Source organism: Streptomyces sp. S186 (assembly GCF_051603415.1).
Taxonomy (GTDB): Bacteria; Actinomycetota; Actinomycetes; order Streptomycetales; family Streptomycetaceae; genus Streptomyces.
On sequence record NZ_CP193932.1, the window covers coordinates 6,024,745 to 6,040,482 of the forward strand.

Genomic DNA, 15,738 nt, shown 5'->3' on the forward strand with positions numbered 1-15,738 from the left:
CCGGCCGGGGCCTCCCGTTCAACACCGCACCGCCCGTTCACCACCGCACCGCGGTGAAGTCCACCGGCCGCGGCCGCAGCGCCCGGGTGCGGTCGGCCAACTCCCGCATCCGCCGCGCCATTTCGTCCTCCGGCAGCTGCGCGCGGTCCCCGTGCCCGGGCAGCAGCCACCGGAAGCGGAGCCGCTCCACCGTCCGCGCCAGTGAGGCGGCCAGCTCGGTGACGGAGTACCAGGTGACGCTCTCCGCCACCTCGACATCGCCGGTCGTCCGCGACCAGTAGAAGCTGTCGCCGCTGAAGCAGTACCGCTCGTCCGCGACATACAGCACGCTGCCCTCGGTGTGGCCGGGCAGCGGATGCGCCACCACGCCCGGGGCGATGTCCGTGGGCCCGGTGCCCCGCAGCACCCGGTCCGCGTCCGGCGCCGCCGCCAGATCCCCCTCGTGAATCCACAGCCGGGCACCGAAGCGGTCGGCGTAGCGGCGGCCGTGCGCGGCGTGGTCCCGGTGCGTGAGCAGGACGTCGGTCACCGCCCCGGCCGCCTCGTAGCGGGCGGCCAGCGCCTCGGCGAACCGCGGGGTGTCGATCATCATCTGCGTCCCGTCCGGCCGCCGCAGCAGATAGGCGTTGGCCCCGGCGGTGTGCCGCGAGTTGTGCCCGCAGAAGCTCACCGCGTCGTCCAGCCGCAGCGGGAACGGGTCCAGCTCCGCCGCCACCCGGCCGCCGGTCCGCCGCACCGACCGGGTCGGACAGGCGAACGCCGCGGCGGCCAGCAGCCGTTCCTCCGCCGGCCCGCGCGGCTGCCGGACCACCTCGGACCGGCCGCCGATCTGCTCGATCAGCCCCGGCGCGAGCTGCCGCGCCACATCGCAGTCGGTGCAGCGGTCATCCACGTACCAGTCGGTGCTCACGGTGTGGCCGCCTCCTCAACTCCGTGCCCTGCCGGGCCCGTTGGATCCCCTGGCCACGAGGTTCCCGCGGCCGGCCCGGAAAGCGGAAGGGGTCCCGGGCCTTGTTTCTGCTGGTCGCGGTGTCTCTCCCGGTGAGACGGCAGGCGCAATGTCATGTCCGCGGCATGCCGCCCGTCCCGGCAGTGGGTCGGGACGGACTGACCTGGGCCTCCGCGGTCAAGCCGAGCTCGGTCACACCACCGTCATCCCAAGGCCAACTCCCGTCACGCCAAGGTCAACTCATCGGCGAATAGGGGGTGTTGACAACCGTCGATCGATCGCTTCACCATCTGAAGCTCTGCAACAGCACAGCTCTGCAACAGCTCTGCAGCCAGGTCGCGTCGTCCGACGCCGAATACGGGGGAATCACATGAAGATCCTTTCCAGGGCCGTGTTACGCGGCTGGGCCGCCACACTTACCGGCCTTGTCGCCACGTTCGGAATGCTGCTGGGACCGGCCGCGCCCGCCGCGCATGCCGTGACCGCGCCACCGCACTTCGCAAACGGCTTCGGCCTCACCGTGGTCAGCCAGCCGAAGTGGGTGGACGCAAACAGGCGCACGTTCGTCATCACCGTGAAGTCCACTCAGGTACCCGTCTACGACGTGCTGAAGGACCAGGTCTCCGGCGAGCACGTCGTCATGGTCACCCTGCCGGAGGGGTACGACGGCACCGCCGGCACCCGCTACCCGGTGCTCTACGACCTGCACGGCAGCCCGGAGTACCCGAACTCTTCCCGATACCAGGCCCTCGCCGAGCGGTCGACCAAGGGCGTCCCGCTGATCACCGTGACGCCCAACGGCGGCGCGCGCGGCTGGTACACGAACTGGGTGCACCCCGACTCCCGGGGGCGCCAGAACTGGGAGTCGTTCCATCTCGACGAGCTGATCCCGTTCGTCGACGCCAACCTCAAGACCATCCCGACCAGGGAGGGCCGGGCGATCACCGGCCACTCGATGGGCGGCTTCGGCGCGTTCCACTACGCCGAGGACCGGCCGGGCCTCTTCAGCTACGTGGGCAGCTTCTCCGGCGTCCTCGACCTGCAGAATCCGCTGCTGCGCGCCGCCGTTGTCGGCAGCGAGCTCCTGCCGAACATCGGTACGCCGACCGCCGCGCCCGACGCGATCTTCGGGCCGCCGGTGTGGCCGCTCGATGGTGCCTGGAACAAGGCGAGCGCCGCCCAGAACGTCGGAACGCTGCGCGGCATGGGCGTCGCGATGTATGCCGGCAACGGCGGCGATCTGACGGACAACCCGGTCCTGGCCGTGGCCGAGAAGGTCGACCGCCAGTCGGCCGTGACGACCGCGGCCCACCTCAAGGCGGCAGGCATCCCGTACCGCTTCGCCGACTACGGCGACGGCAGCACGTGGGCCAGGGGCTGCAACGGCAAGCACGCCCAGGACCCCTGCCTGCAGGCCGACATGAACGACTTCGTGAAGCTGATCATGAAGCGGTTGCGGCACCCGTGACCGTCACGGTCAGGACGGCCCTCGGCAAGATCGTCCCCCGTCTCCGGTCCGGCGGGGGACGGACGCCGCGCGAGGGCTCGACGCACAACACGACGCACAACACGGTGCGCGACAGCACGGTCGGCTCGCTGATCCAGGCCAGGACGATCCGCCAACTGAACATCGGGGGCCGGCCTCCCCCAAGTCTCAAGGAGACGTTGGACGATGCCGCCCAACGTCTCGCGAAGGCGGTCCACAAGCAGTGGCTGGCCGAGGAAGAACAGCGCAGGACACAGGACCCGATTCCGTTGCCGGTCCGCTGGCAACCGGCGCCCGATGACCTGACGGACCACTGGTCCAACATCCGGCGCTCCCAGGACGGGGCCGTCTCCCGTCCGCTGGCCCTGGCCGGCCGGCTGGACGAGATCGTGGACGTCTACCTGCGGATACCGTCCGGACGGCTGGTGGTGCTGGGCCGGGCGGGGTCGGGAAAGTCGGTCCTGACCATACGGTTCCTGCTGGACCTGTTGGGATCTCCCACCACCGCCGTCCCCGCCGTGCCGGTGATCTTCAGCCTCGGATCGTGGAACCCCGCCACAACCCCCCTGCGCGCCTGGCTGGTCAGCCAACTTGAGCGAGACCATCCCGGCCTGGCGGAGCCCGGCCCCGACGGACCGACACTGGCTGCGGAGCTGGTACACGACAACCGCATCCTGCCCGTCCTGGACGGGTTCGACGAGATCGCCGCCGACCTGCACCGTGGCGCGCTGGACAAGCTCAACGACTTCACCAGGCCGCTGCTGCTGACCAGCCGCCGCGCCGAATACGCCGCCGCCGTGTCGCGCACCCGCGTCCTGGCCTCCGCCGCCTGCATCGAGCTGACCGACCTCTCCCCGGCCGACCTGGAGAGCTACCTGCCGCGCACCACCCGCGCGACCGTGTGGAGCCCCGTCCTGGAGCACCTGCGCGACCGTCCTCTGCACCCGGCCGGCATCCAGCTCTCCACGGTGCTGACGACTCCGTTGATGGTCGCGCTCGCCCGAACCATCTACAGCGACACCTCGGACCGCGACCCGTCGGCACTGCTGGACACCGACCGGTTCAGCACCCCCGACGCTCTCGAAAGGCACCTCCTGGACAACTTCGTCTCCACGGTCTACCGAGACCAGCCCCCCGCTCTCCGCGAACGCATCCCACACCGGCTCGGCTACCTCGCCCAGCACCTGGACCAGCTCGGCACCCGCGACCTCGCCTGGTGGCAGCTGGGCAGCACCCTTCGCCGTTCGTCGCGGATACGCGTGATCGGGCTCCTGACCGGTCTGGTCTTCGGCCTCCTGGACGGGCTTCTGATGTGCGTCATGACCTGGCTCGTCGGGTATGACCCAGGATTCTGGAACGGCCTCATCAACGGCCTGGAAAACGGGCTCGCGTTCGGGTCCGCGTCCGGGCTGGCCTTCGCGCTCGTGTACGGGCTCAGATTCGGGGACGCGGCATGTGAGCCGTCGCGCGTCCGCGTACGGCTCCTCGGCGGCACAAAGGAGATGCGCAGAAAGTTCGTCCCCAGGCTGGTGGTCGGATTCGTGGGCGTGTTCGGCTTCGTGGTGCTGGCTTATGCCGTGGCCAACACCCTGGGCGGACTCGTGCCGGGGTTCCCGTCCGGCTTCCTGGCGTGGCTCACCAGCGGGCTACAGGCGGGGCTCACCAGCGGGCTCTACTTCGGTCCCACTGCCGGGCTCGTGTACGCGCTCATGGCCGGGTTCGAAGCCCCCATCGACATCGAAACCGCCGTCAGTCCCTCTGAGCAGTTGAGCACCAACCGCACGACGGTGCTCTTCCAGTCGCTCGTGCTCGTGCTCGCCATCGGAGCCGCGGGTGGGATCCTGTGCCTGACGCAGCGGGCCAGGATCATTGACTGGATCGCGATCGCCGTCGTGGGCGGGCTGGGCGGCGGGCTGGCGTACGGGCTCAGCCTGACCGCCTGGGGGCAATGGGTGGCTCTGTCCCGCATCTGGCTGCCGCTGACGGGGCGGCTGCCCTGGGCGGTGAGCGCCTTCCTGGAGGACGCCCATCGGCGAGGCGTGCTGCGCCAGGCCGGCACGGTCTACCAGTTCCGCCACGCCCGGCTCCAGGATCACCTCGCCGACGCCTTCCGGGCGCCCCCGCTCAGTCCTTGAGCGTCTGAACGAACGCCGCCCAGGCAGGCACGGGGACGACGAGCGCGGGGCCGTCGGGGGTCTTGCTGTCGCGGACGGGGACGATGCCGGGGAAGTCCTCACTGATCTCGACGCAGTTGCCCCCGTTGGTGTTGCTGTAGCTGCTCTTTCGCCAACGGGCGGTGCTCAGCTCGGGGGTGTGTCGCATGACGTGTAGTCCTCCATCGCGGTTCGGATCAGCTTCACTGTGTCGGCCACCGAGAGGGCGTTGGCTCGAAGCACTTCGTATTGACGTCGCCACTTTTTCACCCTCTGCGGATCCTCGTAGAGGTGGCCGACCTCGATGCCTTCTTCGTAGGCAACCGTGGAGCCGTTTGGGAGTGTCAGCAAGGTCAGCGCACCGCTCATGAGGGAGTGCCCACCCGCGTTGAACGGCATCACCTGAACCTTACTGTCACGAGTATCCGCCTGCTCCAACAGTGAAGCCAGCTGATTGCGCATGCACTTGGCGCTGCTGATCCGCCGTCGGAGCACCGACTCGTCGATGATTGCCCAGCGCAGTGGTGGATTGTCGCCGTGCTGACGTTCCTGACGGGAAATGCGGGCGTTAACGCGTTCTTCGACCTGCTCCTCGGCCAGGTCTTCCTGGCAACGCAGCAATGCGCGGGCATACTCCGGGGTTTGCAAGGGGCCGGGGACGACCTGGGGTTCGTAGTTCTCGATGACCTCGGCCTGCGCCTCGAAGTCCATGAATCGCCGGTACTGATCCGGATGCGCCTCCCGCTTCGCCAGCTGATACAGCCCGTGGAAGTGCTCGCCCGTGCCGAACGCCGCGTCCAGCGCGGACGGGAGTTCCGGCGGCGGCATCAGCTCCGCCGTCTCGATGCGCGCCAGATTGCTCTTACTGGAGTTCACAATGCCCGCCAGCTGTACGAGCGACAGCTTGGCGATCTCGCGGTGGCGCCGCTGCTCGGAACCGAAGTAGTGCCGGGCCGACACATACGGCGTCAGGGTCTTGGGTGCGAACTTCATGTGCTCCGCCTTTCGAATCATCCCGTGCTCAATGCGGGGACGGTGCGGGCCTGTTCAGGCCACATCCCACAGGGCGACTGTGGCGATACAGACGGTAAGCGCAGCCGGGATCCGAACTCCAGACGAGGCAGGTACAGAGAAATGTTCCCAACATCAGGCGAAGGAAGCCCGTTTCGGCTGCTGCCCTGGGCGCGGCAGGACGGGGCGCCGTGCTACCTGTCGACGGACGATCCGAACAGCCGGATGTCCCGGTTGGCCGACGAGGTCGAGGACGAACTGATCGACGCCGCCGAGGAGTTGTTGGAGGACAGGCCCGTGCCGAACGCCGTGCTGTGCGAGGCGCTGCGCGACGTCGTGCGGGTCGCGGTCAGCCGGGGCGCCCGGCTGCCGGAGCCCTGCGATCACGGCGAGATCGACAAAAACGCCGACGGCAAGACGCGTTGCACGTCCTGCCGTCGGCAGCTCTATTTGTGACCGCTTGCCCGCCTGCCTACGGCAGGCCCAGCATCCGCTCCAGTGCCAGCTTGGCGAAGTGTTCCGTCTCCTTGTCGACCTGGATGCGGTTGACGACCTTGCCGTCCGCCAGCGACTCCAGCGCCCACACCAGGTGCGGCAGGTCGATGCGGTTCATCGTCGAGCAGAAGCAGACCGTCTTGTCGAGGAAGACGATCTCCTTGCCCTCCGGCGCGAAGCGGTTGGCCAGGCGGCGGACGAGGTTCAGCTCGGTGCCGATGGCCCACTTGGAGCCGGCCGGGGCCGCCTCCAGGGCCTTGATGATGTACTCGGTCGACCCGACGTGGTCCGCCGCCGCCACGACCTCGTGCTTGCACTCGGGGTGGACCAGCACGTTCACGCCGGGAATCCGGGCGCGGACATCTTCGACCGACTCCAGTGAGAAGCGGCCGTGGACCGAGCAGTGGCCCCGCCACAGGATCATCTTCGCGGCCCGCAGCTCCTCCGCCGTCAGCCCGCCGTTCGGCTTGTGCGGGTTGTAGACCACGCAGTCGTCCAGGGACATGCCCAGGTCCCGTACGGCGGTGTTCCGGCCGAGGTGCTGATCGGGGAGGAACAGGACCTGCTCGCCCTGCTGGAAGGCCCACTCCAGCGCCCGCTTGGCGTTGGAGGAGGTGCAGATGGTGCCGCCGTGGCGGCCGGTGAACGCCTTGATGTCGGCGGACGAGTTCATGTACGAGACCGGAACCACGGACTCCGCGATGCCGGCCTCGGTGAGCACGTCCCAGCACTCGGCGACCTGCTCGGCGGTGGCCATGTCGGCCATCGAGCAGCCCGCGGCCAGGTCGGGGAGGATGACCTGCTGGTCGTCGCCGGTGAGGATGTCGGCCGACTCGGCCATGAAGTGCACACCGCAGAAGACGATGTACTCGGCGTCCGGCCGGGCCGCGGCGTCCCGCGCGAGCTTGAAGGAGTCACCGGTGACGTCCGCGAACTCGATGACCTCATCGCGCTGGTAGTGGTGCCCCAGGACGAAGACCCTGTCGCCCAGCTTCGCCTTGGCGGCGCGGGCGCGCTCGACCAGGTCCGGGTCGGAGGGCGCCGGCAGGTCACCGGGGCACTCCACGCCGCGCTCGCTCCTGGGGTCGGCCTCGCGGCCGAGGAGGAGCAGCGCCAGCGGGGTCGGCTGGACGTCCAGGGGCTGGGCGGTGGTCACGACACGCACCCTCTCTTCTCTGCGGAAAGTCCTTGCGGACGGTCTCTGCGAAGACGGCGGGGTGCGCTGCGGCACCGCCTTTTCGTCTATTTGACGCTATCTATCATAGCTCCTTCACGTCACTTTGACGATGGCCATAGTGTCGATGTGACGCATCAGCCCCGCGGCACGAGCGGGCACCCGTGTGCACCGGCGGCCGGCGGTGTCCGGCGGCCGGTGTGCGAGCATGAAGAAAGAGCAAGGACAGATCACGCGCAGCCGGAATTAATCCGGGACGCCGCCGGTTGAAGCTGTTCGCAACCGATGGCAAGCGGTCCGTACAACCCGGGAGAGATGTAGATGAGCGTTCAGGACGAGACCACCGTCACCGACGGCATCATCCTGTCCGACGCGGCCGCGTCGAAGGTCAAGAGCCTGCTGGAGCAGGAGGGCCGGGACGATCTCGCGCTGCGGGTGGCGGTCCAGCCCGGCGGCTGCTCCGGCCTGCGCTACCAGCTTTTCTTCGACGAGCGCTCGCTCGACGGCGATGTCGTCAAGGAGTTCGACGGCGTCAAGGTCGTCACCGACCGGATGAGCGCTCCCTACCTGGGCGGCGCCTCCATCGACTTCGTCGACACCATCGAGAAGCAGGGCTTCACGATCGACAACCCGAACGCCACGGGCTCCTGCGCCTGCGGCGACTCCTTCAGCTGATCGGCCTCGGGCCCACGGGTCACGACGCGCGAGGGCGGCGCCCCCACCGGGGAGCGCCGCCCTCGTCGTCGTCCGCCGCGGGGCCTCAGGCCGTCACCGCAGCGGCACCGCCTTGCCGGACGTGCCGTCCACGACCTTCCGGCCGTCCAGCGGCTTCTCCAGCGTCACCGTCTTGCTGAAGTCCTTGGCGATCTTCACGCAGATCTGCCCGGGGTGTTTCTCCTTGCCGGTGACCGAGACCCGCACGGTGTCGGCCGACTCCCGGACGCTCGCCTCGTAGGTGCTGCACACCCCGCCCCAGAAGTGGACGGTCAGCGTCCGGCCGCCGTCGCCCACCGTGTAGCCGGACAGCGCCATCGCCGTCGTCCCGGGCGCGGACGGCTTCGGCGCCGGCGGCTCGCTGCCGCGCAGGTACTTCGGGTCCACCGCGGTCCCGGCAATCGTCGAGGTGGCGCCCTGCGCGCCCCCGGCGCCCGCCGTGCGCACCGTGTAGAGCCAGGACGGCACCAGCACCTCCCCGCCCTGCGAGTACCGCGCGGCGAGCCCGAAGACCGCGCCGGTCACCTCGGACTCAGGCTGCCGGCCGGTCGGCGGCGGCTCGCAGGGTGCGATCCCGCCGCCCTGCGGGGCCTTGCCCTCCTTGTGCTGGAAGGTGGGCACGGAGGGGCAGTGGGCCGGCGGCCGCATCGTCCGGCCGTCGCCGCCCAGCGCGTTCAGCGTCGTCCGGGCGTCCTGGACGGGGTAGGTCGCGCCCTTGACCGGTTGTGCCAACTCCCCGCTGCCGCCGACCAGTTGCCCGTCCGAGCCGACCTGGAGCCGGCTCTGCCAGCCGTAGGTGGGCAGCCCGCCGATCACCGGGTCCGCGGTCACCACCCGCACCGCGGCGTACGTCTGGTGCGTGTCGAGCCGGGCGCCCGGCTGGCCGAGCGCCGCCAGCACCGGCCGGACCGCCTGCCGGGCCTTCGCCTCGGACGCCGGACCGCTGCCGGCGTCCGCGCCCGCACCTGCCCCGCCATCCGTCCCGCCATCCGTCCCGCCGCGGTACGAGGGGCAGCCCGGCCGCTCGTCCACCAGCGGGCACTTGGTCCCGTCCCCGCCGCCGTACCGGCTGAACACCCAGTTCCCCGCGCCGGACTTGGCGACCCGCAGCGTGGTGCCGCGCCCGTCAGGACCCGGCGTGCCGACCGTCCACCAGTTGCCGTCCGACCGCACGGTTCCGGCCACGTCCAGGGCCTTCGCCAGTCGTTCCACGGCGGACTGGTCGATTCCGCCCGCGGGCCGGTAGACGGGGGCGGACCGCGGGCCCTCGGGAAGCGTGCCCACCACGCGGTAATGATCGTGCCGCGGGGCGGGCTCGCCGACCGCGATCGACGCCGAGTCCAGCACCAGCGGCGGGGGGCCGCCGTCGGCCGGACCGGCCGGGCCGGCGCCGCCCGACGCCGACGAGGCCCAGTAGGCCGCGCCGCCCCCGGCCACCAGCACCGCGCCGGCCACCGACGCGATCACCAGGGGGGTGCGCCGCCCGCGCCGTCCGGTCCGGGCGGCCTGGGAGGTGTCCTGCGTCTCCGGGGTGTCCTCGGTGCTCACGCTTGCTCCTTCAGCTCCGCCGGTCGTCTGACGTGCCACCCGGCCGGGTGGACGCCGATGGGACGGAACCGGGGCGCGTACGGTTCCCCGGTTGCCCCCGCGCCGCCCGCCGCGCCGCCCGCACGGTCTGTGACGGCGCCCACAGGCCGGGCCGCCCGGCGGGAGATCCGCTCCCTCCGGGCCGGCGAAACGCCCTATGATGAGGTGTTTTCTTCCTATGACGAGTGTCCAGGAATGGGCAGATGCCGGGCCTGCCGCCGGGTAGCGTTGCCCTCCGTCCGCACAACCCCACGCCCTCCGCAGGAGCAGACCCGCCGTGCGTATCGCAGTCTCCGGCTCCATCGCCACCGACCACCTGATGACCTTCCCCGGCCGCTTCGCCGACCAGCTGGTCGCCGACCAGCTGCACACGGTCTCCCTCTCCTTCCTGGTCGACCAGCTCGACGTCCGCCGCGGCGGGGTCGCCCCCAACATCTGCTTCGGCATGGGCCAGCTCGGCATCCGGCCGATCCTGGTCGGCGCCGCCGGCACCGACTTCGAGGAGTACCGCGCCTGGCTCGACCGGCACGGCGTCGACACCCGCTCGGTGCGTATCTCCGAGGTCCTGCACACCGCCCGCTTCGTCTGCACCACCGACGCCGACCACAACCAGATCGGCTCCTTCTACACCGGCGCCATGAGCGAGGCCCGGCAGATCGAGCTGCAGGCCGTGGCCGAGCGGGTCGGCGGCCTGGACCTCGTCCTGATCGGCGCGGACGACCCCGAGGCGATGATCCGGCACACCGAGGAGTGCCGCACCCGCGGGATCCCCTTCGCCGCCGACTTCTCCCAGCAGATCGCCCGGATGGACGGCGAGAACATCCGCCTCCTCATGGAGGGCGCCACCTACCTCTTCAACAACGAGTACGAGGCCGGGCTGATCGAGTCCAAGACCGGCTGGACCGCCGAGGAGATCCTCACCAAGGTCGGCACCCGCGTCACCACCCTCGGCTCCGACGGCGTCCGCATCCAGCGGGTCGGTCAGCCGGACATCGAGGTCGGCGTCCCGGAGGAGAAGGCCAAGGCCGACCCGACCGGCGTCGGCGACGCCTTCCGCGCCGGCTTCCTCGCCGGCCTGGCCTGGGGCGTCGGCCTGGAGCGCGCCGCCCAGATCGGCTGCATGCTGGCCACCCTCGTCATCGAGACCGTCGGCACCCAGGAGTACGAGCTGCACCGCAGCCACTTCATGGACCGCTTCACCAAGGCGTACGGCCACGAGGCCGCCGCCGAGGTCCGGCAGCACCTGCTCTGACCCGCGGGCCCCGGCCTCAGACGCGGCGCCGCACCACGTACGCGGCGCCGCGCTCGGCCGGCTCCTCGCCCACGTACTCCTGCTCCCGCATCGCGCACCACGCCGGGATGTCCTGCCGCGCCGCCTCGTCGTCGGAGAGCACCGTCACCGTGCCGCCGACCGGCACCTCGCCGATCACCTTCGCCAGCTCGATGACCGGGACCGGGCAGCGCCGGCCGAGCGCGTCCACCACCAGCCCGGGCGCCGCCGCCTCCGGGGCCGCGGCTTCCGCGACCGGCCCGGCCGCCGCCCCTTCCGCCGGCACCCCGAACCGCTCCCGCACCGACCGCACCGCCTCCGGCAGCACCCGCAGGAACCGTTCCACGTCGGCCTCCTCCGTACCGAGCGGCAGCGAGACCCGGACGTTCCCCTCCGACAGCACCCCCATCGCGCGCAGCACATGGCTCGGCGTCAGCGTGCTGGACGTACACGACGAACCGGAGGAAACGGAGAAACCGGCCCGGTCCAGTTCGTGCAGCAGCGCCTCCCCGTCGACATAGAGACAGGAGAAGGTGACGAGGTGCGGCAGCCGGCGCACCGGATCGCCGACCACCTCCACGTCCGGCACCAGCTCCGGCACCCGGGCCCGGATCAGATCCACCAGCCCCCGCAGCCGCGCCGCCTCGTCGGGACCGCTCTCCGCCGCGGCCCGCAGGGCGCGCAGCGCCGCCGCCGCGGCCACCACCCCCGGGAGGTTCCCGAACCCCGGGCTGCGGCCCGACTCCCGTTCGTCCAGCGGCCCCTGGGGCGCGAACCGGGTCCCCTTGCGGACCACCAGCAGCCCCACCCCGGGCGGCCCGCCCCACTTGTGCGCGCTCGCCGTCAGCACCGACCAGGCGCCGGGCACCGGCCCCCACGGCACCGACTGCGCCGCGTCCACCAGCAGCGGCACCCCGGCCTCCTGGCAGCGCGCGGCCACCTCCTCCACCGGCTGCGCGGTGCCCACCTCGTGATTGGCGGACTGCAGGCACACCAGCGCCGCGTCCCCGCCGAGCGCCGCGGCCACCTCCGCGGCCGCCACCCGGCCCGTCCGGTCCACCGGCACCTCCGTCACCGTGCCGCCGGCCGCGGCGTGCACCTCGGCGGCGTGCAGGACGGAGGAGTGCTCGACGGCGGAGTGCACCAGGCGCCGCCCGGCGCGCCGACGGGCCGCCAGCACACCGAACATGCCCGAATGCACCGCATGCGTCCCCGATGGGGTGAACGTCAGCTCGTCGGTCCGGCACCCCACCGCGCCGGCGGCCGCCTCCCGCGCCGCGTCCAGCAGCATCCGGGCCCGCCGCCCCTCGCGGTACAGGCGGGCCGGATCGGCCCACCCCTCGTCGAGCGCGGCGAGCAGGGCCTCCCGCGCGACGGGGTGCAGCGGGGCGGTGGAGGCGGCGTCGAAGTAGGGCACGTACGAGACGGTAGAGCACCGGTCGCCGGGCCGCCGGACGGGCCGCCGGGCGGGCCGTCAGATGCCCGGCACAGACGGGCGATAGCGGCCGGGACCGGGCGGCCCGAAAGGGCCCCGCCGCCCCTTGGGGGTGCGACGCGGCGCGTTGGGCACCCTCCCCGCGCGACCCCAAATAGCGTCCAGTAGGGTTTGGTCCGCATAAACATCCAAACCCCTGCCCGACGCAGGGCGGCGACCGACCAGCGAGTAAGGCCGCAGCCGACCGCTCGGGCGAGACTCTCGGGAAGGCGCTACGTGAGTCCCAACGGCTCCGACCGCTCGTCGCGGCGCCCGATGCGGCGGAAGCTGCCGCAGGTGCTTGCTGCGGGCCTGGTCCTGGCAACCTCGACCGGTTGCACATACAAGGACTTCCCCCGCCTCGGCATGCCGACGCCCGTCACCGACGAGGCGCCGCGGATCCTCTCTCTTTGGCAGGGCTCCTGGGCCGCCGCCCTCGCAACGGGCGTGCTGGTGTGGGGCCTGATCATCTGGAGCGTGATCTTCCACCGCCGCAGCCGGACCAAGGTGGAGGTCCCCGCCCAGACGCGGTACAACATGCCGATCGAGGCGTTGTACACCATCGTCCCGTTCATCATCATCGCGGTGCTGTTCTACTTCACCGCACGGGACGAGAGCGCGCTCCTCAAGACGTCCAAGAAGCCGGACCACGTCGTCAACGTCGTGGGCTTCCAGTGGAGCTGGGCGTTCAACTACCTGGAGAACGTCGACGGCAACCCGAAGACGACGAACATCAACTCTCCGGAGCTCGCCGCGATCCCGGACAAGTGGAAGAAGTCCGCGCCCCAGGGTGCGGACGGCGTCTACGACTACGGCACGCCGGGCACGCGCAACCCGCAGACCGGCAACCCGGGCCCGACGCTGTGGCTGCCGAAGGGCGAGACGGTCCAGTTCGTGCTGACCTCGCGTGACGTCATCCACTCCTTCTGGGTGGTGCCGTTCCTGATGAAGCAGGACGTCATCCCGGGCCACACCAACGTCTTCGAGGTGACCCCCAACAAGGAGGGCACCTTCATGGGCAAGTGCGCCGAGCTCTGCGGCGTCGACCACTCCCGGATGCTCTTCAACGTCAAGGTCGTCTCGCCTGCCAAGTACCGGCAGCACCTGAAGGACCTGGCGGCGAAGGGTCAGACCGGATACCTGCCGGCTGGTATCAAGCAGACTGACCACGCCAGGAATGCGGAGACCAAGAAGCAGTGAGCATTCTCAACGAACCTCAGGGTGCCGCCGCGGCAACGGCTCCGGCAGCACCGCCCGTACGCAAGAAGCAGCCAGGCATCGCTGCCGTCAAGTGGCTCACGACCACTGACCACAAGACCATCGGCACGATGTACCTGGTCACGTCGTTCGCGTTCTTCTGCGTCGGCGGCCTGATGGCGCTCCTCATGCGCGCCGAGCTGGCCCGTCCGGGTACGCAGATCATGTCGAACGAGCAGTTCAACCAGGCGTTCACGATGCACGGCACGATCATGCTGCTGATGTTCGCGACGCCGCTGTTCGCCGGTTTCGCCAACTGGATCATGCCGCTGCAGATCGGCGCGCCCGACGTGGCGTTCCCGCGGCTGAACATGTTCGCCTACTGGCTCTACCTCTTCGGCTCGCTGATCGCGGTCGCCGGCTTCCTCACCCCGCAGGGTGCCGCGGACTTCGGCTGGTTCGCCTACTCGCCGCTCTCGGACGCGGTGCGGTCGCCCGGCGTCGGCGCCGACATGTGGATCATGGGTCTGGCCTTCTCGGGCTTCGGCACGATCCTGGGTTCGGTCAACTTCATCACCACCATCATCTGCATGCGCGCTCCGGGCATGACGATGTTCCGGATGCCGATCTTCACCTGGAACGTGCTGCTGACCGGTGTGCTGGTCCTGCTGGCCTTCCCGGTGCTGGCGGCCGCGCTGTTCGCCCTGGAGGCGGACCGTAAATTCGGTGCCCATGTCTTCGACGCGGCCAATGGCGGCGCACTGCTGTGGCAGCACCTTTTCTGGTTCTTCGGGCATCCCGAGGTGTACATCATCGCGTTGCCGTTCTTCGGCATCATTTCCGAGGTCATTCCGGTCTTCTCCCGGAAGCCGATGTTCGGTTACATCGGTCTGATCGCCGCGACGGTGTCGATTGCCGGTCTTTCGGTGACGGTGTGGGCGCACCACATGTACGTCACAGGTGGCGTGCTGTTGCCGTTCTTCTCGTTCATGACGTTCCTGATCGCGGTGCCGACCGGGGTGAAGTTCTTCAACTGGATCGGCACGATGTGGAAGGGCTCGCTGTCCTTCGAGACGCCGATGCTGTGGGCGATCGGCTTTCTGATCACGTTCACCTTCGGTGGTCTGACCGGTGTGATCCTGGCGTCGCCGCCGATGGACTTCCACATCTCGGACTCGTACTTCGTGGTGGCGCACTTCCACTACGTGGTGTTCGGTACGGTCGTGTTCGCGATGTTCGCCGGTTTCCACTTCTGGTGGCCGAAGTTCACCGGCAAGATGCTGGACGAGCGGCTGGGCAAGATCACGTTCTGGACGCTGTTCATCGGCTTCCACGGCACGTTCCTCGTCCAGCACTGGCTCGGCGCCGAGGGCATGCCCCGCCGCTACGCCGACTACCTCGCCGCCGACGGCTTCACCACGCTCAACACGATCTCCACGATCAGCTCGTTCCTGCTCGGCCTGTCGATCCTGCCGTTCTTCTACAACGTCTGGAAGACCGCCAAGTACGGCGAGAAGGTCGCCGTGGACGACCCGTGGGGCTACGGCCGCTCGCTGGAGTGGGCGACGTCCTGCCCGCCGCCGCGGCACAACTTCCTCACCCTGCCGCGTATTCGCTCCGAATCCCCGGCGTTCGATCTGCACCACCCCGAGATCGCCGCGCTGGACGCGCTGCACAACGGTCGCGAGGGTGACAAGGCGCTGGCCGGCGGCAAGGAGGCGGGCAAGTGAAGATCCAGGGCAAGATGTTCATCTGGCTGAGCGTCTTCATCCTCGCCATGGCCGTGGTCTACGGCGTGTGGTCGAAGGAGCCGGCCGGTACCACCGCGCTCTTCCTGGCCTTCGGCCTGTGCATCATGGTCGGCTACTACCTGGCCTTCACGGCCCGGCGGGTCGACGCGGGCGCGCAGGACAACGAGGACGCCGAGGTCGCGGACGACGCCGGTGAGCTGGGCTTCTTCAGCCCGCACAGCTGGCAGCCGCTCTCCCTGGCCGTCGGTGGCGCACTCGCCTTCATGAGCGTGTGCTTCGGCTTCTGGCTGCTGTACTTCTCCCTGCCGGTGATCCTCGTGGGTCTCTTCGGCTGGGTCTTCGAGTACTACCACGGCGAGAACCGCACCCAGTAGTACGCGGTAACGCGACAACGCGGCAGACACGCCGTACGGGCGGGCCCGGACACTCCAACAGGTGTCCGGGCCCGACCCGTTTGCAGTCATCCAGCGCGCCGCC

Annotated in this window: 14 protein-coding genes; 8 read left to right on the forward strand and 6 right to left on the reverse strand. The window is 70.0% G+C overall.

All coding sequences use genetic code 11. The features are described 5' to 3' along the window. Positions 1 to 37 precede the first annotated feature (37 nt). Positions 38 to 910 carry a 4Fe-4S domain-containing protein gene (locus tag ACRAS8_RS25910; RefSeq protein ID WP_438488401.1) on the reverse strand — a complete coding sequence of 291 codons (873 nt, stop codon included), beginning with the start codon at positions 908 to 910 and terminating at the stop codon, positions 38 to 40. A gap of 409 nt (positions 911 to 1,319) precedes the next feature. Here ACRAS8_RS25910 and ACRAS8_RS25915 point away from each other — a divergent pair, with 409 nt between their 5' ends. Continuing rightward, the gene (locus ACRAS8_RS25915; protein WP_438488402.1) at positions 1,320 to 2,417 is read left to right on the forward strand and encodes an alpha/beta hydrolase; all 1,098 of its coding nucleotides are present in this window, start codon (positions 1,320 to 1,322) and stop codon (positions 2,415 to 2,417) included. Then, positions 2,414 to 4,570, forward strand: a complete 2,157-nt coding sequence (locus tag ACRAS8_RS25920; RefSeq protein WP_438488403.1) for an NACHT domain-containing protein — start codon at positions 2,414 to 2,416, stop codon at positions 4,568 to 4,570. Before ACRAS8_RS25915 ends, ACRAS8_RS25920 begins: the two co-directional genes overlap by 4 nt. Here the strand turns inward: ACRAS8_RS25920 and ACRAS8_RS25925 are convergent. Both ACRAS8_RS25925 and ACRAS8_RS25930 read right to left on the reverse strand, forming a co-directional pair. After that, the gene (locus ACRAS8_RS25925) at positions 4,560 to 4,757 is read right to left on the reverse strand and encodes a DUF397 domain-containing protein (RefSeq protein ID WP_438488404.1); all 198 of its coding nucleotides are present in this window, start codon (positions 4,755 to 4,757) and stop codon (positions 4,560 to 4,562) included. The genes ACRAS8_RS25920 and ACRAS8_RS25925 overlap by 11 nt on opposite strands. Beyond that, positions 4,736 to 5,581, reverse strand: coding sequence for a helix-turn-helix domain-containing protein (locus ACRAS8_RS25930; protein WP_438488405.1), 846 nt, complete (start codon positions 5,579 to 5,581; stop codon positions 4,736 to 4,738). Before ACRAS8_RS25930 ends, ACRAS8_RS25925 begins: the two co-directional genes overlap by 22 nt. Positions 5,582 to 5,722: 141 nt before the next feature. Between ACRAS8_RS25930 and ACRAS8_RS25935 the strand changes: the two genes are divergently transcribed. Then, a complete protein-coding gene (locus tag ACRAS8_RS25935) occupies positions 5,723 to 6,055 on the forward strand; it encodes a hypothetical protein (RefSeq protein ID WP_438488406.1) in 333 nt (110 codons plus the stop codon). Between the two features lie 16 nt (positions 6,056 to 6,071). Here the strand turns inward: ACRAS8_RS25935 and nadA are convergent, their stop codons facing one another. Then, entirely contained in the window at positions 6,072 to 7,250 is a 1,179-nt protein-coding gene (nadA, locus tag ACRAS8_RS25940) for a quinolinate synthase NadA (RefSeq protein ID WP_438488407.1), read from the reverse strand. Between the two features lie 339 nt (positions 7,251 to 7,589). Here nadA and erpA point away from each other — a divergent pair, with 339 nt between their 5' ends. Next, positions 7,590 to 7,943 carry an iron-sulfur cluster insertion protein ErpA gene (gene erpA / locus ACRAS8_RS25945; RefSeq protein ID WP_018539634.1) on the forward strand — a complete coding sequence of 118 codons (354 nt, stop codon included), beginning with the start codon at positions 7,590 to 7,592 and terminating at the stop codon, positions 7,941 to 7,943. Between the two features lie 93 nt (positions 7,944 to 8,036). On the opposite strand, the gene ACRAS8_RS25950 is transcribed toward erpA, so the two are convergent. Beyond that, a complete protein-coding gene (locus ACRAS8_RS25950) occupies positions 8,037 to 9,530 on the reverse strand; it encodes a hypothetical protein (protein WP_438488408.1) in 1,494 nt (497 codons plus the stop codon). Positions 9,531 to 9,846: 316 nt separating this feature from the next. On the opposite strand from ACRAS8_RS25950, the gene ACRAS8_RS25955 reads away from it, so the two are divergent. Continuing rightward, positions 9,847 to 10,821, forward strand: coding sequence for a carbohydrate kinase family protein (locus tag ACRAS8_RS25955; RefSeq protein ID WP_438488409.1), 975 nt, complete (start codon positions 9,847 to 9,849; stop codon positions 10,819 to 10,821). Positions 10,822 to 10,837: 16 nt separating this feature from the next. Here ACRAS8_RS25955 and ACRAS8_RS25960 read toward each other — a convergent pair whose 3' ends face one another. After that, positions 10,838 to 12,256 (reverse strand): cysteine desulfurase/sulfurtransferase TusA family protein, encoded by a 1,419-nt coding sequence (locus tag ACRAS8_RS25960; RefSeq protein ID WP_438488410.1) that lies wholly within the window; start codon positions 12,254 to 12,256, stop codon positions 10,838 to 10,840. Positions 12,257 to 12,550: 294 nt separating this feature from the next. Here ACRAS8_RS25960 and ctaC point away from each other — a divergent pair, with 294 nt between their 5' ends. From ctaC to ACRAS8_RS25975, 3 genes are read left to right on the forward strand one after another with little or no spacing between them, the layout of a single operon-like run. Beyond that, positions 12,551 to 13,513 carry an aa3-type cytochrome oxidase subunit II gene (gene ctaC / locus ACRAS8_RS25965; protein WP_438488411.1) on the forward strand — a complete coding sequence of 321 codons (963 nt, stop codon included), beginning with the start codon at positions 12,551 to 12,553 and terminating at the stop codon, positions 13,511 to 13,513. Then, positions 13,510 to 15,240 carry an aa3-type cytochrome oxidase subunit I gene (gene ctaD / locus ACRAS8_RS25970; protein WP_438488412.1) on the forward strand — a complete coding sequence of 577 codons (1,731 nt, stop codon included), beginning with the start codon at positions 13,510 to 13,512 and terminating at the stop codon, positions 15,238 to 15,240. The genes ctaC and ctaD overlap by 4 nt, the downstream gene beginning before the upstream one ends. After that, positions 15,237 to 15,635 (forward strand): cytochrome c oxidase subunit 4, encoded by a 399-nt coding sequence (locus tag ACRAS8_RS25975; protein ID WP_438488413.1) that lies wholly within the window; start codon positions 15,237 to 15,239, stop codon positions 15,633 to 15,635. The genes ctaD and ACRAS8_RS25975 overlap by 4 nt, the downstream gene beginning before the upstream one ends. The last annotated feature ends 103 nt before the right edge of the window (positions 15,636 to 15,738 follow it).